Origin of the sequence: Flavobacterium lindanitolerans (genome assembly GCF_002846575.1) — a bacterium.
Classification (GTDB): domain Bacteria; phylum Bacteroidota; class Bacteroidia; order Flavobacteriales; family Flavobacteriaceae; genus Flavobacterium; species Flavobacterium lindanitolerans.
Map to the genome: position 1 here is coordinate 1,090,883 of NZ_PJND01000007.1, position 22,851 is coordinate 1,113,733.

Below are 22,851 nucleotides of genomic sequence, written 5' to 3' on the forward strand. Positions count from 1 at the left end.
TACTTGAAAACTAACTATACTAAAGGCATTGCCTGTAACTTGAAAATTAGCTTTTGGCTGATTTCGATTTTTTTTAGTGTAACGATACAAGCACAAGAAGACGAGGAAGTTCAGGATACTACCAAAACAGGATATTCCGTTGGAAGAGTAGAATTGAAAAATCCCCCTAGTATTATAGAGGCATATACCTATGACCCCATAACAGACCGTTATATTTATACGAATACCGTAAATGGTTTTAATATAAATTATCCTGTAGTTCTTACACCGCAAGAATATGAGGAATTGGTGCTTAGGGAATCAATGCGAAAGTATTTTAAGGAAAAATCAGATGCGATAGAAGGTAAAAAAGATGGTAGTGATGCCAAGAAAAAAGACCTTTTGCCGCGATATTATGTCAATTCCAGTTTCTTTGAAACCATTTTTGGTAGTAATACCATCGACATCAAACCAACAGGTTCTGTCGAAATGGATTTGGGAATCCGACATACAAAACAAGACAACCCTGCGTTATCGCCAAGAAACAGAAGTACAACCACTTTTGATTTTGACCAGAGAATCAGTATGAGCCTTATGGGGAAAGTTGGAACGAGGCTGAATGTCAATGCTAACTATGACACCGAGTCTACCTTTGCTTTCCAAAACCTGATAAAGTTGGAATATACGCCTACGGAAGATGATATCATTCAGAAGATTGAAGTCGGAAACGTAAGCTTGCCGTTAAACAGTACGCTGATTCGTGGTGCGCAAAGCCTTTTTGGGGTTAAGGCGCAATTCCAGTTTGGAAAAACAACCATTACGGGAATCTTCTCAGAGCAGAAATCCCAAACCAAAACAGTTACGGCCCAGGGCGGAGGAACGGTGCAGGAATTTGAATTGTTTGCATTGGATTATGATGCAGACAGGCATTTCTTCCTTTCACAGTACTTCAGAAACCAATACGACAGGTCGCTTCGAAACTATCCGTTGATTGATAGCCGTGTTCAGATTACCAGAATAGAGGTTTGGGTAACCAATCGCCAGAACAGGGTCAGCACAACAGACAATAACCTAAGAAATATTATTGCAATTCAGGATTTGGGAGAAGCACAACTCACGGGTCAGGATGATAATGAAGTAGTATCGGCGAACCCTATTCCGGGAGGCTTCTTTACAGCTCCGGCCAATACGCCTTCAAAAAACTCAAACAACCGATATGATCCTGCCAAAATAGGAACAACCGGTGTACTGAATCCGTCAATTCGTGAAATTGCAACGGCAAGCTCCGGGTTTACAGGCATTACGGTAAGTGAAGGAACGGACTACTCTAAATTGGAAAATGCCAGAAAATTATCATGGCCAAGCGACTATTCCTACCATCCGCAGTTAGGATATATTTCCCTGACACAGCGTCTTACCAATGACGAGGTATTGGCAGTTGCCTACCAGTATACTATAGGTGACCAGGTGTATCAGGTGGGGGAATTTGGAACTGATGGAGTCGATGCAACACAAGTAAGCAACGGTATTCCAACTACCCAAAGCTTAATCCTGAAAATGCTGAAAAGTAACCTGACCAATGTCAATAAGCCGGTTTGGAACCTGATGATGAAAAACGTTTATGCTTTGCCTGGAGCCTATCAATTGGAGCAGGAAGATTTCAAGCTGAACATCATGTACACGGATCCGTCGCCATTAAATTATATTACACCGGCTGCACCTTCTGCTGCCAACCCATTACCGCCTGATGTGGAACAAACACCTTTATTGCGTGTTTTCAATATGGACAGGCTGAATTATACCAATGACCCGCAGCCTAACGGTGACGGTTTCTTCGATTTTATACCGGGATTAACGGTAGATAAACAAAACGGAAGAATCATCTTTACAACCGTAGAACCTTTCGGAGAACACCTTTTCAACAAATTAAGAACAAGCCCGACTCAGGACTATGATGCCCCGGCTGCAGGTAACTATAACGGAAACCAGAATAAATACGTTTACAGAACGATGTATCGCAGCACACAAGCGGCGGCACTTCAGGATAGTGATAAAAACAAGTTCCAGTTAAAAGGAAAATTCAAATCAACAAGCGGAGACGGAATTGCTATTGGTGCATTTAACGTTCCTCAAGGTTCGGTTACGGTAACTGCCGGTGGACGAGTTTTGGTAGAAGGTGTTGATTATACCGTCAATTATCAGCTAGGAAGAGTTAATATTATGGATGCTTCCTTACAGGCTTCCGGAACACCAATCGAAATCTCGTTGGAAAATAACTCGGTTTTCGGACAACAAACGCGAAGATTTTTCGGGGTTAACGTTGAACACAAATTTAATGATAAGTTTATCGTTGGGGCTACATTGTTAAAAATGAGCGAAAGGCCATTTACCCAAAAATCAAATTACGGACAGGAATCGGTAAATAATACCATCATAGGTTTGAATACCAACTTCTCAACAGAAGTTCCTTTCTTAACAAGGTTGGTAAACAAACTTCCTAATATTGATACTGACGTTCCTTCTAATATTTCTTTCAGGGGAGAAGTGGCTTACTTAAAGCCGGATACCCCAAAAGCGGATAGATTCCAGGGTGAATCTACGGTTTATGTAGACGACTTTGAAGGTTCACAGACCACTATCGATATGCGTTCTCCGTTTGCCTGGAGCCTTTCCAGCGTACCGGAAAAACCAACGGTAAGTGATTATAATGACTTTGGAGGTTCTTTGACTACATTGAACTATGGTTACAAGCGAGCAAAACTAGCCTGGTATTCTATTGATCCTACTTTCTATGTGCAAAGGCCGGGCGGTGTTTCTGAAGACGACCTGAAGCTTTACAGCACGAGAAGAATCTATAGCAGAGAATTATTTCCTGTTACAGATATTGCCGTAGGTCAGCAAACGGTTATCAATACTTTAGATTTGACTTATTTCCCTCGTGAAAGAGGTCCGTATAACTTCAACCCGTTGGCACAGGCTACAAACAGCTTTACACCGGAACAGGCGGTTGACAACTTTGGTGGTATCATGAGAGCTATCAACTCCACCAACTTCGAACAGTCAAACGTAGAATACATTCAGTTCTGGATGTTGGACCCGTATTACAATGACCAAAGAGGTTCTGCCAATGCAGCAAATACAGGAAAACTATATTTTAACCTTGGGGAAATTTCAGAAGATGTCCTGAAAGACGGAAGAAAACAATACGAAAACGGACTTCCGGGCGCAGGTTCAACACAGCCTACATTTACAACTATCTGGGGTAAAATTCCAATCTCGCAATCTTTGATTTATGCATTTGATACCAATGGAGGTAACAGGCAGTTTCAGGATGTGGGTCTTGATGGTCTGAATGATGCTGAAGAAGCCGCACAGTTCCCTGGCTTTGCTTCACAACCTGACCCTGCTGCAGATAACTACCAGTATTTCCTTAGCGCATCCGGAGATGTTATTCAGCGTTATAAAAATTATAACGGTTTGCAAGGAAACTCTCCTGTTGATGTAGGTGATACTAACAGAGGAGCAACAACTTTGCCGGATACAGAAGATATCAACAGAGATAATACAATGAACGAAATCAATGCTTATTATGAATATGGCATTGACATAAGACCAAACATGGTAGTTGGGTCAAACCCGTATATTACTGATATCAGAGAAACAATAGCAAGCATACCTGGACAGGAGACTACAGGGGCTCGTTGGATTCAATTCAAGATTCCGGTTTCACAACCGCAGAATACAGTTGGAAGTATTTCCGATTTCAGATCGATTCGTTTTATGAGAATGTTCGTAACTGGTTTCAACGATCAGATTACACTTCGTTTCGGAGCATTGGAATTAGTGCGTGGCGAATGGAGAAGATATGTGAAAAGTCTTGATCCGAACGAACAGGATGACGATATTAACAATGCAGATGATACGGCTTTGGATGTATTGGCAGTTAACGTTCAGGAAAACGGAGACCGTTCACCGATTAAGTACGTAACACCTCCGGGAGTTGTTAGAGAGCAATTGTACAACAGTAATACGATTATAAACCAAAACGAGCAGTCACTTTCTTTGAGAGTTACAAAAGCGAATCCGTCACTTCCGGGACTTGGAGGTCTGGAGCCTGGTGATTCAAGAGCGGTATTTAAGAATGTAAGTGTGGATATGCGTCAGTTCAAGAAACTGAAAATGTTCCTGCACGCAGAAGCATTGCCGGTACCTACAGACATACAGCCTTTGGCAGACGACCAGATGGTTGCATTCATCCGGTTTGGTAATGACTTTACGCAAAACTTCTATCAGGTAGAGATTCCGTTAAAGGTAACACAACAAAGCGCAGCTGTGACAGCAGAGCAGGTGTGGCCGGAAGCAAACCAGATAGACCTGGCATTGTCATTGCTGACCAAGCTGAAGATTTTAGCTATGGATCCTAACAATGCATTGCTGGTGGAAGATGCTTTGGGTGTAAAATATGTAGATGATTTCGTTTTAGATCCGTCATTGGCAGGAAGAATCAATCCGTTAAGATTGGGTATCAAAGGTAATCCGAACTTTGGTTTGGTAAGAACCCTGATGGTAGGTTTGAAAAACCGCCATACAGATGATATTCGTGGTGAGGTTTGGTTCAACGAACTTCGTCTTGCCGATATGGATAATAAAGGCGGAATGGCAGCCATTGCCAGCTTGGATAGTAACCTGGCTGATTTTGCAACGGTTTCTGCAACCGGAAGAATGAGTACGCAGGGCTTTGGTTCTTTAGAGCAGGGACCTAATGAAAGAAGCCGCGAAGATATCAAGCAATATGACATCGTAACCAATGTCAACTTAGGAAAATTATTGCCTAAAAAATGGGGAGTTAACCTTCCGTTCAATTATGCTATTGGCGAAGAAAAAATTACTCCTGAATACGATCCGTTCAACCAGGATATCCGTTTGGACCAATTGTTAGACAATACGGCCGATGCCGCTGCAAGAAATAATATTGAAAGCAGGGCAGTAGACTATACGAAGAGAAAAAGTATCAACTTTATAGGAGTCAAAAAAGAAAGAGGTGCAGAACAGAAACCGCATTTCTATGACCCGGAAAACCTTACTTTGTCCTATTCGTTTAATGAAACAGAACACCATAATTATGAAATTGAAAGCTTGCTTGACCAGCAGGTAAAAGCTTCCGTGGATTATACTTTTGCGTTCCAGCCTAAAGCGGTAGAACCATTCAAAAACACGAAGTTTATGAAGAAAAGCCAGTATTGGAAACTGTTGAGTGATTTCAACTTCAACTACCTGCCATCTTCGATTTCTTTCAGTTCCAATATTATGAGGCAATACAACAGACAGGAATATCGTGACGTGGATATTCAGGGAATTGGATTGTCACCATTATACAGAAGAAATTATATGTTCAACTACCAATACGGTTTCAACTATAATCTGACAAGAGCATTAAAAATAAATTATACGGCATCTACCAATAACATTGTAAGAAACTATCTGGATGAATTTGGTGTTCCAATGGAAGACTTTACGATTTGGGATGATTTCTGGAATATTGGAGAAGCAAACCAGCACATGCAGCAGCTTGTTGTTAACTACGACCTGCCATTGAACAAGATTCCGGCGTTAGGATTTATTAAGTCGACCTATTCCTATACGGGCGACTACAGCTGGCAGCGTGCAACAGATGCATTAGCATCTGTAACTACAGAAGATGGTACATTCAGTCTTGGAAATACAATTCAAAACAATGGTTCGCACCGATTAAATACATCATTGAACATGGATGTTCTTTATAAGTATATAGGATTGGGCAAAAAACCAAAAGTAGCGACAAGACCAACGACTCAGGCGCCACCAAAGCCAGGAGAAAAAATTACGAATGCCAACAAACCGCAAACTTCAGGAAGTAATGTATTCCTGGATGGATTGGTAGGAGTTCTTACCAGCGTTAAAAACGTTCAGATTAATTATACCCAAAATGAAGGTACGGTCTTGCCGGGATTCATACCGGGTGTAGGTTTCTTTGGAACTACAAAACCATCTTTAGGATTCGTTTTGGGAAGCCAGGCAGACATACGTTATGAAGCGGCAAAAAGAGGTTGGTTGACAAACTATGAGGATTTCAACCAGAACTTTACACAGACTTCTTCAAAAGTGTTGAACATGACTGCTAACGTGGATTTGTTTCCTGACTTTAAGATTGATTTGACGGCAGACCGTTCTTATACCGAAAACTTCTCAGAACAATTTGATGCGGCTGATGGAATTTACCATTCGCGTTCGCCATACAACTATGGAAACTTCTCGATTTCGACGGTAATGATTAAAACGGCATTTGGCAAAAGTGATGAAAACTCATCGGCAGCTTTTGATGATTTCAGAAGTAACAGATTGACCGTAGCAGATCGTTTGGCGACCAGCTATTACGGAACTACAGAATTCCCTAGAACTTCTGACGGTTTCCCTGTTGGATTCGGAAAAAACAGCCAGTCAGTATTATTGCCATCGTTCCTTGCAGCCTATACGGGAGCAGATGCAGGAGGAGTTAAATTAGGGCCTTTTAGAGATGTGCCAATTCCAAACTGGAATGTAAAATATAACGGTTTGATGCGCTATAAGTTCTTTAAAGACCGATTCAAACGTTTCTCATTACAGCACGGATATAGAGCGTCCTATACGATCAACTCATTCCGTTCTAATTTTGAATACGACCAAAACCGTGATGCGGTTGATGCAAGCGGTAACCTGTTAAGTAAGACAATTATCTCAAACGTTAACCTTGTAGAGCAATTCAATCCTTTGGTTAGAGTAGACTTTGAGATGAAAAATTCATTCAAGGTATTGGCTGAGGTTAAGAAAGACAGAACGCTATCGATGAGTTTTGACAACAACCTTCTTACAGAAGTAAGAGGAATGGAGTATATCGTAGGTTTGGGCTACCGATTCAAAGATGTTGTAATCACATCCAGATTGGCAGACAACCCAACAAACACTATCCGAAGCGATATCAACCTTAAAGCAGATTTTTCTTTGAGAAAGGCAAACACAATTGTGAGATATCTGGATTATGATAACAATCAGTTGGCAGGTGGTCAGAACATCTGGTCTGTAAAGTTGACGGCAGATTATGCATTCAGCAAAAACCTGACAGCAATATTCTATTACGATCATTCTTTCTCTAAAGCAGTGATCTCCACATCATTCCCATTGACGAATATCCGTACCGGTTTCACGCTGCGCTATAACTTTGGAAATTAATTCGGAAAACATTTTAAAAATATATAAGTTAATAATACATTTGCCCAAAACAACAAACAATGAATATACCAGCAAATTTAAAGTATACGAAAGACCACGAATGGGTTAGCATAGATGGCGATGTTGCAACTGTAGGAATTACAGATTTTGCACAAAAAGAATTAGGAGATATCGTTTATGTAGAAGTTGAAACTTTAGACCAGACTCTTGATAAAGATGAAGTGTTTGGTACAGTAGAAGCCGTAAAAACAGTATCAGATTTATTCTTGCCGCTTTCAGGTGAAATTATTGAATTCAATGATACTCTCGAATCATCTCCGGAAAAAGTAAATACAGATCCGTATGGTGAAGGATGGATGGTGAAAGTAAAAATAGCTGATGCTTCTGAAGTAGAAGGATTATTGGATAGCGAAGCTTATAAAAACCTAATTGGAGCCTAACAAAAAAAGAATACTGTTTCTTGCCCTGGCGGTTTTTTGGACGATTTCCATTACGATTGCCTGTTTGGTAAGCATGTCAGAAGTTCCTGTCGTTAATGTAGACCAGGTCGATAAGATTGTGCATTTGTGTTTTTATGCTGTTTTTTCAATTCTTTGGTTTTTGTACCTAAGGACGAAAATCAGAAATACAAAAAAACTCTTTCTGGTTGTGTTTTTTCTTTCGGTTCTGTTTGGAATCCTGATTGAAATATGCCAGTCGCTTTTTACGGAAAGCCGGCAGGCAGACTTGAAAGATGTTATTGCTAATACGATTGGCGCACTCCTGGGATTGGCACTAATGGCAGTTTACAATAAAAGATTTAAAAATTAATCTGAAAATATCCCGCTTCGGTGGGATTTTTTTATTTTTATCATATGGATATCAAGCAATATTTAGATTCGACCTATTTAAAGACGCCGCAACAGGCAGGAATCAGTGAGGCAGAAAACGAAAAAATCGTCAGAAGCTTTGTTCAGGAAGCCATTGATGAAGGTTTTAAACTGATTATGATCCGTCCGGATATGGTGCATATGGCAAAACAAATGATTCTGAAAGCAGGCTCAAAAGTTTTGGTAGGAACCGTTATCGGATTTCCGGAAGGGAATTATTCTTTGGAGCATAAATTAGAAGAGGCCGAGAAAGCAATCAAAGACGGTGCTGATGAACTGGATTTTGTTTGCGATTATGAAGCGTTTAAAAGCGGCGATCTGGATTTGGTAAAAAAAGAAATCATGAAAGGAACCCAATTGGGATTGTCCAATCATAAAGTGGTAAAATGGATCATAGAGGTTGCGGCCCTGAATAGCCAGCAGATCATGCACCTGTCCTGTCTTGTGAAAAATGTGGTCATCTCTAATTTTGCTGAAGACAATTACGCGTCGGTTTTTGTTAAATCGTCTACCGGGTTTTATAAAACGGAGGATGGGCTTCCAAACGGCGCTACAGTTCCATCAATAATCATGATGTTGGAAAATGCATCGCCACTTCCGGTAAAGGCGGCAGGCGGTGTCAGGACTTTTGAGGAAGCAAAGGAAATGATTCGCTTAGGAGTTAGAAGAATCGGAACTTCTTCCGCTAAAGCAATTGCAAACGGAGAAGCGGCAAATAACGATTACTAAAATCAGCAGGTCAATACATGAAAAAACTCCTAAAAATTGCCATCTTGCTTTTGTCTGTACATTCATGGGCGCAGAGTAACCGGGAAAGAGAGCAATTTCCTGTTTTTCCTAAATGCGAAAGACAACAGTCTGAAAATCTGGAAGCCTGTTTTTATAACGAGCTTCAGGATTTCGTGTTTGCTAATTTCAAAGTGCCGCAGGAAACAACAGATAAAAATTACAAAGGCAGGGTAATCGTACTTTTTGAAGTCGATACGGCCGGAGTTTTTAAAGTACAGTATGTGGATGCTGTTGATGCTTCACTGGCTGAAGAAAGTAAACGGGTTTTTGGTTTCTTGCCAAAGATAAAACCAGCCACTTATAATGGTAATCCAACCTATGCGAAATACACAATCAGCATTAATATTCCTTTGGAAAAACAGGCGGCTGTTGTGGCAGAAGCTAAAAAGGAAAAAACAAATGCTGTTATAAAAGACAGAAGCAGGGAACTGACGGAATTTGATAGCATTGTTTACAAAAAGTTTGATAATCCCCAGCTTAAAAGCCATCTGAATATTCCATTTTCACACAGCCTTTATGCTCAGTTTGACAGAGCTTTGAATCAGGTGGGAAGCAATAATCATACAGCTTCCAAACCTTATACTTATGCGGAAGTGTCCAGATATTATGATTTGGAACAAGCCAACAAAATGATTCAGAAAAACAAACAGGGTTGGTGGGGACGAAAACTCTGGAACGAAAATCTTGTGGCAATTCAGGGAGATGGCTATTGGTTCACGATGAACCCGATTTTGGATTTGCGAATGGGGAAAAGTGATCCGGGCAAGGCAGATTATACTTATCAGAATACCCGGGGTGTTCAGGTTCAGGGAGAAATTGGTAAAGAGCTAAGCTTTACTGCATCCATATATGAAAGTCAGGGGCGTTTTGCAGATTACTACAACAGATATGCCGAATCCATCAAGCCGTCAGGCGGTAATCCGGCAGTTATTCCCGGGATAGGAATTGCGAAGCGATTTAAGGAAGATGCTTATGATTTTCCAATGGCAGAGGCTAATATATCCTATACTCCGAGTCAATTCATTAACCTGCAATTGGGCTATGGAAGGAATTTTTTAGGTGATGGATACCGCTCTTTATTGCAAGGCGATGGAACAAGTCCGTATCCCTTCTTTAAAATCAATACCAATTTCTGGAAAATTAAATACACAAATACTTATATGTGGCTGAAAGACGTAAGGCCGGAAGTTACAGAAGACAATACCTACGCTACAAAATTCATGGCAAACCACTACCTGAGCTGGAATGTCACAAAAAGATGGAATCTCGGTTTTTTCGAATCTGTAGTATGGGCTAACCAGAACAATCGCGGTTTTGATGCCAGTTTCATTAATCCGATTATATTTTACAGAGCTGTAGAATTTTCATCATCTTCAAAAAGTGGTAATGCTCTTTTGGGTCTTACTTCAAAGTATAAATTCAGCAACCAGATCCAGTTGTATGGGCAATTCTTATTGGATGAATTTTCCATTGCCGATATGAAAGCCGGGGATCAAAGCTGGAAAAATAAATTCGGATACCAGCTTGGAGCAAAATATTTTGATGCTTTTAATATTGATAACCTGTTGTTGCAATTGGAGTACAATCATGTGCATCCATACGTTTATGCTCATAGCAATCCTTTAACCAATTATGCTCATAGCAACCAGAGTATGGGGCACCAATGGGGTGGTAACTTTAAAGAATTTATAGCCGTAGCCAGATATTTTAAAGGAAGATGGTTTGCCGATGCGAAACTTACCTACGGAAAAAGAGGGCTTGATTTCGATACGGAAGAAAATAGGTTTAATTACGGAGGCAATATCTATAAAAATTATGGGGAAGGAAGACCTTTTGATACCGGTGTTAAAACGGGTCAGGGAAATGAAACCACAATTCTTATTGCCGATTTACAGGGAGGCTACCTGGTTAATCCGGCCACAAACCTGAAATTTTTTGCGGGACTGATTTACAGAAACTTTAATCCGAATGTAGATACCCCAACAGCTTTTAAAGAAGATACGACATGGTTTTCAATAGGTTTAAGAGCCGATCTTTTTAACTGGTATTTTGATTATTAATTCGGTTTTCGCAAAACCTGCGTTTTTTGTGATTTGTTTTTTGTGATTTTCTTTCCGAACCAGTATCTTTGCGCAAGATTTCAAAATCCAAATGAAAGCAGCATTGAGCACTACAGCAAATAACTTCTCTTTAAAATCCCTGTATATTGATTTCAGAGAAATCACCAAGGCAAGATTGGCGGTTAGCGTAGTTTTTTCTTCTATAGCCGGCTACCTGCTGGGCTTTGATGATGCGCATCCATTCAAATGGCTCACTTTGTTTATGCTTGCCGTTGGAGGCTACTGCATGGTGGGGGCGTCAAATGCTTTCAATCAAATTATAGAAAAAGATCTGGATGTTTTGATGGATAGGACCAAAAATCGTCCTGTGCCGTCCGGAAGAATGTCAGTAAACACGGCCTTTATTATTGCTTGTGTCCTGACAATAATCGGTTTGGTAATCCTTTACAATATCAATCCTAAAACCGCCATGTTTGGCGCAATTTCTATTTTTCTTTATACGAGCGTCTACACGCCGTTAAAAACCAAAACCCCATTATCTGTTTTTGTGGGAGCTTTTCCCGGAGCCATCCCTTTTATGTTAGGATGGGTTGCGGCTACAGATGATTTCGGAATCGAAGCAGGAACACTTTTCCTGATTCAGTTTTTCTGGCAATTCCCTCATTTTTGGGCTATTGGATGGTTTTTGTTTGATGACTACAAAAAAGCAGGATTCTTTATGCTGCCAACAGGGAAAAAAGATAAAACCACAGCAACCCAAATTATATTGTATACAGTCTGGGTGATTGTGGCCTCATTGCTTCCGGCATTCTTCCCGGTGATAGGTCTTGTTGGAAGTAAATTGCAACTAAGTCCAATTGCAGCGGTTGTTGTATTGCTGTTAGGGATTTGGATGTTGGTTTATGCAGTGAAATTGTATAAGTCCCGTGAAGCAAAAGCGGCACGAACACTAATGTTGGTGAGCGTGTCTTACATTACCCTGCTGCAGATTGTATATATAGCAGATAAATTTTTACGATAATGGAAATGACGATAAAAGGAATGACAGCTAACGAGCATAAGGAAAGAAAAGCAAGATCATACAAACTGATTTTGTGGTTTGCAATGATTAGCATGACAATGATGTTTGCCGGATTAACCAGTGCTTATGTTGTGAGTGCTTCAAGACCGGACTGGTTAAAAGATTTTGACCTGCCAAGTGCATTTTATGCCAGTACGGTTGTAATTGTAATCAGCAGTCTGACATTTCATTTTGCAAAAAAAGCAATTCAAAAAGATAACAGAAGCCTGACGACTTCGCTTTTACTGGTGACTTTGGCGCTGGGATTACTTTTCGTTTTTCTGCAGTTTGAAGGTTTTAACCAAATGATTGCTATGGGGCTTAATCCTACAGGACCAACAAGTACAGTAACTACTTCTTTTATCTATGTAGTCGTATTGGTTCACTTTGCCCACCTTTTTGGGGGTCTGATATCGCTTTTAATCATAATTTATAATCATTTTAAACAAAAATACAATTCAGGTCAAACCCTTGGAATAGAGCTAGGTGCGATGTTTTGGCACTTTCTGGACTTTCTGTGGTTGTATTTGTTTTTATTTTTATATTTCTTTAAATAAGAAAAAAACGTAAATTTGGGAACTTTTTAACTAAATAACTTTATGGGATCTACTGTTACTACTGCAAATAGTGAAGGTAAAATTTGGGGAGGCGGCAACGAGCCTATGGGAATTAATTATGGCAAAATGATGATGTGGTTTTTCATCGTGTCTGATGCCTTAACATTCTCTGGATTTCTTGCTGCATACGGTTTTTCAAGATATAAATTCATTGAAACTTGGCCTTTGGCGGATGAAGTTTTCAATCACTTTCCATTTATGCACGGTGTGGATGCTCCGATGTACTATGTGGCATTAATGACTTTTATTCTTATTTTCTCATCCGTAACGATGGTATTGGCAGTTGATGCAGGCCACCAGATGAAAAAACAAAAAGTTGCAATCTATATGTTCCTTACCATTATTGGTGGTGGAATCTTCTTGGGTTCTCAGGCTTGGGAATGGAAAAACTTCATCAAAGGAGAATATGGAGCTGTTGAAACTAAAGGAGGAAGCATCCTGCAATTTGTAGATGCAACTACCGGAAAAAGAGTAAAGCTTTCTGATGTGGCAATTCCGCTTCACGAAGAAAGAGAGCAGTTGTCAAGAAATAAAGGATTCTGGTTTTCAAAAGAAAGCACATTGCCAACTTATTCTGTAAACGAAGTAGTAGAAGGATTCAAGGCTAACCCTAATATATTGGTTAGAACTGAAGCGATTTACCACCCGTCTATGGCGAAAAATGTTGGAGTTCACCCTGAATTGAACAAATCAACTCACAAACACAAAACAATCTTAACAAGAGAAGAGTCTCTGAAAAGATTAGCTGATGTTCACTATGTTGTTGAAGGAGCTAACCTGATTAGAAACGAATACGGTCAAAAATTATTTGCGAACTTCTTTTTCTTTATCACAGGTTTCCACGGTTTCCACGTATTTACAGGAGTTTTAATCAACGTGTTGATTTTCCTTAATGTGGTATTAGGAACTTATGAAAAAAGAAGAAGCTACGAAATGGTTGAGAAAGTTGGACTTTACTGGCACTTTGTCGATTTAGTTTGGGTATTTGTATTTACATTCTTCTACTTAGTTTAATTTTTTAGAGATTATTATTATGGCACACGCACACGAGCACGTTTCTAATACGAAAAGAATTTGGAAGGTTTTTATATTACTATCTGTTGTAACTATTATAGAAGTTGCATTTGGTATATACAAACCGGCTATTTTGCACGATACTTTGTTTCTTCAGATGAATCTGCTTAATTGGTTGTTCATTGGATTGACAATATATAAGGCATATTATATCGTTTGGGCATTCATGCACCTTGAAGGCGAGAAAAGTAATCTTAGGTGGAGTATTGTGGCACCTTTAGTATTCTTAATTATCTATTTAGTGTTCATCTTACTAGTTGAAGGTAATTATGTTTTTGATGTGTTCAAGAGTTCTCAGATAAAATGGAATTTTTAACAGCATATTAAATCACAAAAAAAGACGGTATTACACCGTCTTTTTTTATTTTTGCACTGCAATAACTTCTACATTACAATGAAAAAAAATATAGTCCTTTTCGTGCTGTTTATACTTCCAATCGTAGCTTATCTTTTCTTTGCTTCCGGTATTAACAGTTTCGCAAAACTTCCGACTATAACTGAAAAAATTCCGGACTTGAAATGGAAAACTGCCGACGGTCAAAGCATCACTCTTGATAATAAAATTACCATTTTAGGTTTTACAGGAAGTAAGGTGCTTTACAACGAAGGGAATTTTTTTAACCTGAACCAAAAAATTTACAATAAGAATAAAAACTTCAAGGATTTTCAGTTTGTCATGATCGCCCCAAAAGGGAGCGAAGGCGAAGTGAAGGAACTGATGGAGAAACTCAAGCCGATTGCTGAAGATAAAGATATTTCAAAATGGATTTTCGTATTTGCTGCTCCGGAAGAAATCAGGGAATATTATTCGAAATTGAATCTGGTAGGACAGCTTGATGATAATGCCGGAACAGCAAATGTCTATATCGTTGATAAGGCAAGGAACCTGAGAGGCAGAAAAGGAAAGAACCTGGAAGGTAAAGAAGAATATAAAGAAGGCTACAATACTATTTCTGCGGCCGATTTACATAACGAAATGAGTGATGATGTGAAAATCATCCTGTACGAATACAGGGCTGCCTTGAAAAAGAACAACCCTAAAACGGAAATGAAAAGAAAAATTTAATACGATGAAAAATAAATCATACATCGGAATTTCGTTTATTATTCTGGTTTTTGGAATCTATGCCATTCCGAAAATCATTGACAGGGTAAAAAATAATGATGTTTCTGTACAGGACAGATTAAACGTTCCGGCAAAGGAAAAAAAATCGGAAGAAGCTAAAAATCTGGTTAAGATTGGAAACGCTCCGCAATTTAGCCTCACAGACCAAAACGGAAAAACCATATCCAACAAAGATTATGAAGGAAAGGTTTATGTGGTAGAATTTTTCTTCTCTACCTGTCCGACTATCTGTCCGGTGATGAATCAGAACATGCGCATGATAGAAGATGAGTTTGGAAAGAATGAAAATTTCGGAATTGCTTCCTTTACTATAAACCCTGTAAACGATACGCCGGAAGTTTTAAAGGAGCATGCAAAACAATTAGGAGTAACTTCTCCTAACTGGCATTTCCTAACCGGCGACCAGGAGTATATTTATAAAATTGCCAATAAAGGATTCAATATTTATGCCGGCGAAAGTAAAAAAGAGGGCGATGCCGGATTTGAACATTCGGGTTACTTTGCCTTGGTTGATAAAAAAGGAAACATCCGAAGCAGAAAAGATAAATCAGGAAATCCTATCATATTCTATACGGGACTCAACTATAAAGACAAGGAAGGTTTTCAGGATGACCTGCAAGGGAAATACAAACCGGGCATTCATGCCATCAAAGAAGATATTGCAATTTTATTAGAAGAATAATTATGGATAACAATCTGAATGCTGTTGAACTGAAATATAGAAAGTGGATTATTGTTTTGTCAATAGCCATCCCTCTTGTTGTAGCTATCCTTTTTGGTGTAAAGCTAAAGGATTTCGGATATGACGTCAAACCATTATCATTCCTGCCGCCAATTTATGCTGCTATCAACGGAATTACCGCAATCCTTTTGGTTTCGGCTGTTATGGCAGTTAAGAACGGAAAAAGAAAATTGCATGAAAATTTAATGAAAACGGCTATTGCGTGTTCGGTAGCGTTTTTAGGGATGTATGTAGCCTATCATATGACTGCAGAAAGTACTCCTTACGGCGGAGAAGGAATATCCAGATACATTTACTTTTTTATATTGCTCACACATATTCTTTTGTCGATAATCATTATTCCTTTTGTTCTTATAACCTATGTAAGAGCTTTGGCAGAACGATTTGATAAACACAGAAAACTGGCAAGAATAACCTATCCTATGTGGCTCTATGTGGCTGTCACCGGAGTTATAGTCTATCTAATGATTTCTCCTTATTATGCGCATTAAAAACTGCCTGAATAAAACTCTTTCGATGAAATGGGTGTTTCCGTTTTTAGCACTGTTTCTGCTTTCTTTAGATGCTAATGCGCAATGTGCCATGTGTCGTGCCGTTTTGGAAACGGAAGAAGGAGGAATCAAGGCCGAAGCGGTCAATGACGGAATAGTATATTTGATGGTGATTCCTTATATTCTGGTTGGTATTTTGGGATTTGCCATTTATAGAATGAAAACAAAAAAAAAGCCTGAATAATCAGGCTTTTTTTTATTTCAATCCGTCTATACTGACATCCACTTTTCCATTCACGGTAATAAATGCAATGATGGCCTTGTTTGTGAGCTGAATCTTTTTGAATTCGATTCCTTCAATATTCCCGTTCACAAAAACACCCGGCATAGGAGAATAATTCTTCAGATAATTCATCATATTCTTTTTGCCTTCTTCAAGATTAGGTTTGATAGAGTAGCGGCAGCTTTCCTGCATCTTTCTCAACACCATTCCGGAAGCCAGCCAGTTCGCTGTTCTGATAAGCTTGTCTTTAGTGTCCAGTACATAATCCAGCTGGTCAAAATAGATTTCTTTGGTCGCGTCGTTATATTGCGGATAGCCGGAAAGATAAATGGTTCCCGTAACCGAACCTAATAAATCCAGGGCAATAATCATTTTGTTGTTTTTTTGCCAGATATCTACCTTTTTTACGGTCACTTTTCTTTTTCCGGAACCAAACTCCTGTCCCTGGAAATTTTTTGTCATCAATTTTGAAGCATCCTGATAGGTTGAGATGGCAGCAATATTGGCAGAGATATAATCCGGCATTTTGGTTACCGGTTTTAATACGATTTTATCCCTGTCGAGTTTGTTTTTTGGTTGCTGTCCTACGATGGTTTCCATGTTGCACTTCAATCCCATCTCAAAAGAAACCATGTCTTTCTGGAGCTTGGAATTGGTCGCGTATAGTTCTATCGGCACAATACGTAGCCAGGAATCATAGGTTTCGCTCATTTGAAATGGCGTACATATTTTTTCCAAAGCGTCTAACACGTTAGGCTTAAAATCCATTGACTTTTTAATCGCTTCGTCCAGATTATTCTCTATTTTGGATTTGAAAAGGCGAATGGCGGGATTTATCAGGTAGGTAATGGCTACGTTTTTACCTGCAATTACAATAGTAGGGCTTTCGTTCCATTCCAATGACTTTATAGAAGTATCGGTGTTCATCTTCCAGTTGGTAAGCCCAACGTCGCTTATCAGTGTAATAACACCATTCATGTTGATTTCGCGCGTGTCGTATAGTTTAATTCCTAACCTGTCAATACCGTATCGGTAATGGATGTTGATTTTTAAAGGAAGTACGGTCTTTATTTTTCCTTTCTCTTCGGAAATTTTTATGTCGGCAAGTTTCCAGACTTTCATCTGTATGTCGTCGTCTTCAATGTTTTTATCTTCATAGATAACATCATTCAGCAGCTTATTCGTCTGACTTTCGATGTCCTTCAGCTTTATTTTTACTGGAAGGTTGATAAATGATGTCGAGTTTTCATAAACCAGAGGCGAAGCATCGTCAGGTTCCGGTTTTAAAGCCTCTATTTTCTTTGTGGTGGCACAGCTGCTCACCAGTAGTAAGGTTAGTAATGAGATTGATAGGCTAAAATATTTACCCATGTCTTTAACGATTTAATTTCGAAGTAAATGTAAATTTATTTTTTAATATCTTTTCTAAAAAAATCTGTAACAGTTTCCCTATTTAAAAGTCTAATAATTTTATTAAGTGAGTAAAAAGGCTAAATTTGTATTGCAATAACTTGCCCATATTGTACGTAATTATTTATGAAAAAAACATTCGTCAGTAAAATTATTTTGATTTTTGCCTTGTTCTCAGGGCTCGCATCAAATGCTCAGGCAAAAAAATGGACTTTGCAGGAGTGCGTGCAATATGCATTAGATAATAATATTTCTATCAAACAAGCCGATTTAGACAGTCAGGTTGCTGAAATTGACAAGAAAGATGCCTTTGGGAATTTTTTGCCAAGCATTAACGGTAGTGCTGTCCATTCCTGGAACATTGGTCTGAACCAGAACATTACAACCGGTTTGCTTGAAAACCAGACGGTGCAGTTTACTTCTGCCGGACTAAATGCCAACATTGATATTTACAGAGGCCTTCAAAACATAAACAGGATGAAGAAAGCCAGGCTTTCTATCATTGCAGCGCAATACAAGCTGTCTAAGATGAAAGACGATGTTTCCCTGAATGTAGCCAATGCCTTTTTACAGATTCTTTTCAATAAGGAAAACCTGAAAGTTCAGAAAGAACAACTACAAAACAACGAAAAGCAAAAAGAAAGAACCAAAGCATTGGTTGATGCAGGTTCTGTTCCAAGAGGTGATTTGTTGGATATAGATGCTACAGTAGCCAGCAGTCAGCAGGCTGTAATCGTGGCTGAAAACACACTGCTTATCTCTAAATTGAGTCTGGCGCAGTTGCTGCAGATTGAAGATTTCCAGAATTTTGATATTCAGGACAACGACTATGAAGTAAGAGAAAGTGAAGTAATGCTGCAATCGCCTTCTGCCATCTTTGAAAAGGCAAAGGAAGAAAGAGCCGAACTTAAAATCGCCAAAGCAAATCTGGATATAGCAGAAAAAGATGTACAGATTGCAAGAGGTGCCTATCAGCCAAGTCTGCAAGGTTTTTATAGCTTTAGTACCAGGGCTTCCTATTCAGACAGGATTGTTGATTATAATCTTAATGCACAAAACCCTACAAGGGTGATAGGGGTTGTTGAAGGTACGAACCAGAATGTGGTTACACAAAATCTTTCTCCCATTTTAGGAAAACCGGCGCCTATTTTTGACCAGTTTAGCGATAATAAAGGACATTCTTTCGGTTTCCAATTGAATATCCCAATATTAAACGGATTATCTGCAAGAAACAATGTAGAACGTTCAAAGGTGGCTTTGGAACGCTCAAGAACATTATACAGCCAGCAGGAACTGGATTTGGAACGAAATGTTTATACTGCTTTTACAGATGCCAAAGGTGCCTTGAAATCATATGAATCAGCATTGGTGGCATTAGAAGCAAGAACAGAAGCGTTTAATTACGCAAAAGAAAAGTTTGAAGTCGGATTAATGAATGCTTTTGAGCTGAACCAGGCCCAGACACTGTATGTGAATGCGCAATCGGAAGTCCTGAGGACAAAATTCGATTATATCTTCAGAGTGAAAGTTTTAGAATTTTATTTCGGCATACCTATCCAAAAACAATAAGTTATTATGAAAAAGAAGACTGTTTATTATATGTTAGGAGGAGCTATTCTTCTGATAATTGTTTTGTTAGTGCTTTCAAAAGCAGGCATTCTGGGAAATAAAGAAAAAGGGAAAGAGATAGAGGTTGCCCAGGTAGATGCCATGACGATTATTGAAACAGTTTCTGCAACAGGAAAAATCCAGCCCGAAATTGAAGTAAAGATATCTTCTGAAGTATCAGGAGAAATTATTGACCTGCCTGTAAAAGAAGGTCAGGTAGTGAAAAAAGGTGACCTCTTGGTTCGAATCAATCCGGATTTGTACACTTCGGGACTTAACCGTTCTGTAGCGAGCCTTTCCGGAACTAAAGCCGGATTAAGCCAGGCCGATGCGCAGTTCAAAGAAGCAAAGGCAAATTACGAAAGAAATAAGACGCTTTTTGAAAAAGGAATAATCTCAAAATCGGATTGGGACAAGGCCGTTTCTTCTTATGAAGTAGCCCAGGCTACAAAACAATCGGCCTATTACAATGTTCAGAGTGCTTCGGCAACGGTAAATGAAGCCAGAGATAATTTAGGAAGAACAACAATTTATTCGCCAGCCGACGGTACTATTTCTTCATTAGGTGTAGAATTGGGAGAAAGAGTATTGGGAACACAACAAATGACCGGTACAGAACTTTTAAGGGTGGCAAACCTTAACAATATGGAAGTGGAAGTAGATGTAAACGAAAATGATATTGTTAAGATTAATGTGGGCGATTCTGCAAAAGTAGAAGTTGATGCCTATCTTAAAAAAGAATTCAGGGGAATTGTGACCAGTATTTCAAATTCTGCCAGTACGGCTCTGACTGCTGATCAGGTAACCAATTTCAAAGTAAAAGTAAGAATCCTGAAAGAATCATATGCAGATTTGCTGGAAGGTAAACCGGCTAATTTTTCTCCTTTCAGACCAGGAATGACAGCAACGGTAGATATTATCACAAAAAGAAAAGAGAATGTCTTATCGGTCCCTATTAGTTCTGTCGTAGTAAAATCAGATACTTCCGCTACTGCAAAGCCAGTGGTCGTAAAATCAAAAGATGGCCAGAACAATAACCAAAAGGCTCCAAAATCAGACAAGAAGTTTGAATGCGTTTTTGTAAAAGAAGGAGATAAGGCCAAGCTTAGGGTTATAAAAACGGGAATTCAGGATGATACTAATATTGAGGTTTCATCAGGTTTGAAAAAAGGGGATGTTGTTATTGTAGGTCCTTATGCTACAGTAACCAAAGATTTGAATTCCGGAGATTTGGTATATGTGAAGAAAGATGATAAAGCTAAAAAAGATAAGCCTAAAAAATAATGTCCTATATACTCAATATTGAAACAGCTACAAAAAACTGTTCGGTAAGTATTGCCAAAGAAGGGAAAACGCTTTTTTGCAAAGAAATGTCAGAACAGGGTTTTTCACATGCAGAGAAACTACATGTTTTTATTGCGGACTCTCTGGAGGCATTAAAGATTGATTTTTCAGATTTGGCTGCCATAGCTGTAAGTCAGGGACCGGGTTCCTATACGGGACTAAGAATAGGTGTTTCTGCGGCAAAAGGCTTATGCTATGCCCTGAATATTCCACTAATAGCAATTGATACTTTAGAAATACTAACCAGACAGCTTACGGTTTCTGAGGGATTAATTATCCCTATGATTGATGCGAGAAGAATGGAGGTTTATGATGCCATTTTTGACAGCCAGCATACTAAAATACGCGAAACCAAAGCAGAAATCATTACTGAAGATGTCTTTACAGATTTTGAAGGAACCATCCATCTTTTGGGTGATGGTGCAATGAAATGTGCAGAAATATTAAACGACAGCAGATTTTTGTATCATCCGGAGGCCATCTATCCTTCTGCTAAAGAAATGAGCAGCCTTTCCTTTGATAAGCATAAAAAAAGCGACATCGTAGATGTCGCTTACTTTGAACCTTTCTATCTGAAAGATTTTATATTACATAAGTGAATTTATGAATCTCCCTAGCTGATTAAGGTCAGCATCTTCAGAAAATGAAATTTTATTTTCCTTGATGAAAGAAGCAATTTCTTTTTCTTTTTCCGGTACTATAGAAACGATTGCTTTCTTCTTTAAAGGCAAAGTTTTTATTTCTGAGTCACCTATTTTGATGAAATATTCGTCTTTCATTTTTGTATAGGCTGCTGGCTTGTAAGTGTCATATCCGGAAGCAGGGTGTACTTCTGGTTTAAGATATACCGTTTCAGATTTGTAAATCTTTACTTTCGGATTGTTGCTCACTAATTTTAAATAACCTTCTTTCTTTACTCCTTTTTCATTGGTGTAAGGCACATACTCATAAGAAATACCGCCATTTACCATATTGATTACCATGTTTGTTTCAGCAGGTACAATTTTAATATCATCATTAACGCTCACTTCCATATCATCTGTATAGGCATTGTGTCTTACCAGAATGATTTCATTAGAACCTACAATTTTGGCAGGTAAGAAAGTTTCGTTAAAGTACTTTGAACCGGCTGTTTTATCAACCGCATTTTTATTGTTAAATCTTCTTTCATTTGTGGCGATGTCATTAACAGTCTGTTGCGCCGAAAGAACTTGCGCTTCAGCAAAATTTGAAAATAATGCTGTGAGAGAAATGCTTAAAAAAAGTATTTTTTTCATGTTTTTAAATTATTAATTCTAGTTTTTAGTTTTTATTATGTAGTTGCTTTAATAAACGGATTTTTTTCTGTCTTTTCTAACTCGGTCAATATTTGCTCCAATACATCAGAACTCATATTTCCAAAATTTTCATTCTTGGCCCATGGTCTTGCTACCAAATTTATGCCATTGTCTGTTAAATCACTGACAACTATAGCAGGAGCCGGATTTTTTAACACTTGCGGATGTTTTTTCATAATATCCATTATCGTGTCTTTTACCTGTTTTATATCGGCTTCATAGTTTATCTTGACAATTAAATCAGCCCTTCTGTTATTGTTTTGGGAAAAATTCTTGATTTTATTATTTGAAAGTATCCCGTTTGGTATATAGACTATCTGATTGGATGCCGTCAGCAGCTTGGTCGTAAAAATCTGAATTTCCAAAACTTTCGCTGTTTCTCCCTGCGCCTCAATCGTATCCCCAACCCTAAAAGGCTTGAATAATATGATAAGCACGCCTCCTGCGAAATTAGAAAGAGAACCTTGTAAGGATAATCCAATGGCAAGACCGGCCGCTCCCAGAATAGCAACAAATGACGATGTTTCGACTCCAAGCTGTGAGATAAATGCCACAAATAGCAATACTCTCAATACCCAAATCAAGATATTTGCTAAGAACGTAGTCAGTGTCGGTTCAAGATTTCGACTGATCATTATTTTTGTGGCTAGGCGGTTTAAAAGCCGTATTCCCCACAAACCTGCAAAAAGTAGTAAGAAAGCGGATACCAGTTTAGGGGAATAGTCCACCAAAATTGTAATAATGCGATCTGTAAAAGTTTCTATTTTTTGGGCGTCAATCAACATCCTCAGACACAATTTTTTTAAAGAGTCAAATC

Annotated in this window: 19 protein-coding genes; 16 read left to right on the forward strand and 3 right to left on the reverse strand. The window is 38.8% G+C overall.

What is annotated here, in order from left to right; genetic code table 11:
• The first annotated feature begins 3 nt into the window (after positions 1–3).
• The 13 genes from sov (at position 4) to B0G92_RS04860 (ending at position 16,296) form a co-directional block, all read left to right on the forward strand.
• On the forward strand, positions 4–7,224 hold the full coding sequence (gene sov, locus B0G92_RS04800; RefSeq protein WP_375153600.1) for a T9SS outer membrane translocon Sov/SprA: 7,221 nt from the start codon (positions 4–6) through the stop codon (positions 7,222–7,224).
• Between the two features lie 59 nt (positions 7,225–7,283).
• Entirely contained in the window at positions 7,284–7,664 is a 381-nt protein-coding gene (gene gcvH / locus B0G92_RS04805; protein WP_056068085.1) for a glycine cleavage system protein GcvH, read from the forward strand.
• On the forward strand, positions 7,654–8,034 hold the full coding sequence (locus tag B0G92_RS04810; protein WP_245867702.1) for a VanZ family protein: 381 nt from the start codon (positions 7,654–7,656) through the stop codon (positions 8,032–8,034). The genes gcvH and B0G92_RS04810 overlap by 11 nt, the downstream gene beginning before the upstream one ends.
• Before the next feature lie 44 nt (positions 8,035–8,078).
• Positions 8,079–8,822, forward strand: a complete 744-nt coding sequence (gene deoC / locus B0G92_RS04815) for a deoxyribose-phosphate aldolase (RefSeq protein ID WP_101471265.1) — start codon at positions 8,079–8,081, stop codon at positions 8,820–8,822.
• 17 nt (positions 8,823–8,839) lie between these two features.
• Positions 8,840–10,942 carry a gliding motility protein RemB gene (locus B0G92_RS04820; protein WP_101471266.1) on the forward strand — a complete coding sequence of 701 codons (2,103 nt, stop codon included), beginning with the start codon at positions 8,840–8,842 and terminating at the stop codon, positions 10,940–10,942.
• A gap of 103 nt (positions 10,943–11,045) precedes the next feature.
• Positions 11,046–11,963 carry a heme o synthase gene (gene cyoE, locus B0G92_RS04825; RefSeq protein WP_371417442.1) on the forward strand — a complete coding sequence of 306 codons (918 nt, stop codon included), beginning with the start codon at positions 11,046–11,048 and terminating at the stop codon, positions 11,961–11,963.
• A complete protein-coding gene (locus B0G92_RS04830; RefSeq protein ID WP_101471268.1) occupies positions 11,963–12,559 on the forward strand; it encodes a cytochrome c oxidase subunit 3 in 597 nt (198 codons plus the stop codon). Before cyoE ends, B0G92_RS04830 begins: the two co-directional genes overlap by 1 nt.
• Positions 12,560–12,601: 42 nt before the next feature.
• A complete protein-coding gene (locus B0G92_RS04835) occupies positions 12,602–13,633 on the forward strand; it encodes a cytochrome c oxidase subunit 3 (RefSeq protein WP_101471269.1) in 1,032 nt (343 codons plus the stop codon).
• A gap of 19 nt (positions 13,634–13,652) precedes the next feature.
• Positions 13,653–14,009: a cytochrome C oxidase subunit IV family protein gene (locus tag B0G92_RS04840; RefSeq protein WP_101471270.1), complete on the forward strand. Its 357-nt coding sequence runs from the start codon at positions 13,653–13,655 to the stop codon at positions 14,007–14,009.
• Between the two features lie 78 nt (positions 14,010–14,087).
• A complete protein-coding gene (locus tag B0G92_RS04845; RefSeq protein ID WP_101471271.1) occupies positions 14,088–14,759 on the forward strand; it encodes a hypothetical protein in 672 nt (223 codons plus the stop codon).
• Between the two features lie 4 nt (positions 14,760–14,763).
• The gene (locus B0G92_RS04850) at positions 14,764–15,501 is read left to right on the forward strand and encodes an SCO family protein (RefSeq protein ID WP_101471272.1); all 738 of its coding nucleotides are present in this window, start codon (positions 14,764–14,766) and stop codon (positions 15,499–15,501) included.
• A 2-nt stretch (positions 15,502–15,503) separates the two neighbouring features.
• Positions 15,504–16,052: a DUF420 domain-containing protein gene (locus B0G92_RS04855; RefSeq protein WP_101471273.1), complete on the forward strand. Its 549-nt coding sequence runs from the start codon at positions 15,504–15,506 to the stop codon at positions 16,050–16,052.
• A gap of 25 nt (positions 16,053–16,077) precedes the next feature.
• Complete coding sequence (locus B0G92_RS04860) at positions 16,078–16,296, forward strand: thioredoxin domain-containing protein (RefSeq protein WP_056068466.1); 219 nt, start codon at positions 16,078–16,080, stop codon at positions 16,294–16,296.
• Between the two features lie 12 nt (positions 16,297–16,308).
• On the opposite strand, the gene B0G92_RS04865 is transcribed toward B0G92_RS04860, so the two are convergent.
• Positions 16,309–17,706, reverse strand: a complete 1,398-nt coding sequence (locus B0G92_RS04865; protein ID WP_101471274.1) for a DUF4403 family protein — start codon at positions 17,704–17,706, stop codon at positions 16,309–16,311.
• A gap of 165 nt (positions 17,707–17,871) precedes the next feature.
• On the opposite strand from B0G92_RS04865, the gene B0G92_RS04870 reads away from it, so the two are divergent.
• The 3 genes from B0G92_RS04870 to tsaB are packed head-to-tail and all read left to right on the forward strand — an operon-like array spanning position 17,872 to position 21,296.
• Complete coding sequence (locus B0G92_RS04870) at positions 17,872–19,314, forward strand: TolC family protein (protein WP_056068114.1); 1,443 nt, start codon at positions 17,872–17,874, stop codon at positions 19,312–19,314.
• Positions 19,315–19,320: 6 nt separating this feature from the next.
• Positions 19,321–20,637: an efflux RND transporter periplasmic adaptor subunit gene (locus B0G92_RS04875; RefSeq protein ID WP_101471275.1), complete on the forward strand. Its 1,317-nt coding sequence runs from the start codon at positions 19,321–19,323 to the stop codon at positions 20,635–20,637.
• On the forward strand, positions 20,637–21,296 hold the full coding sequence (gene tsaB, locus B0G92_RS04880; protein WP_101471276.1) for a tRNA (adenosine(37)-N6)-threonylcarbamoyltransferase complex dimerization subunit type 1 TsaB: 660 nt from the start codon (positions 20,637–20,639) through the stop codon (positions 21,294–21,296). Before B0G92_RS04875 ends, tsaB begins: the two co-directional genes overlap by 1 nt.
• Here tsaB and B0G92_RS04885 read toward each other — a convergent pair.
• Positions 21,285–21,974: a hypothetical protein gene (locus B0G92_RS04885; protein WP_101471277.1), complete on the reverse strand. Its 690-nt coding sequence runs from the start codon at positions 21,972–21,974 to the stop codon at positions 21,285–21,287. The genes tsaB and B0G92_RS04885 overlap by 12 nt on opposite strands.
• Positions 21,975–22,009: 35 nt before the next feature.
• The gene (locus B0G92_RS04890; RefSeq protein ID WP_101471278.1) at positions 22,010–22,819 is read right to left on the reverse strand and encodes a mechanosensitive ion channel family protein; all 810 of its coding nucleotides are present in this window, start codon (positions 22,817–22,819) and stop codon (positions 22,010–22,012) included.
• Positions 22,820–22,851 lie beyond the last annotated feature (32 nt).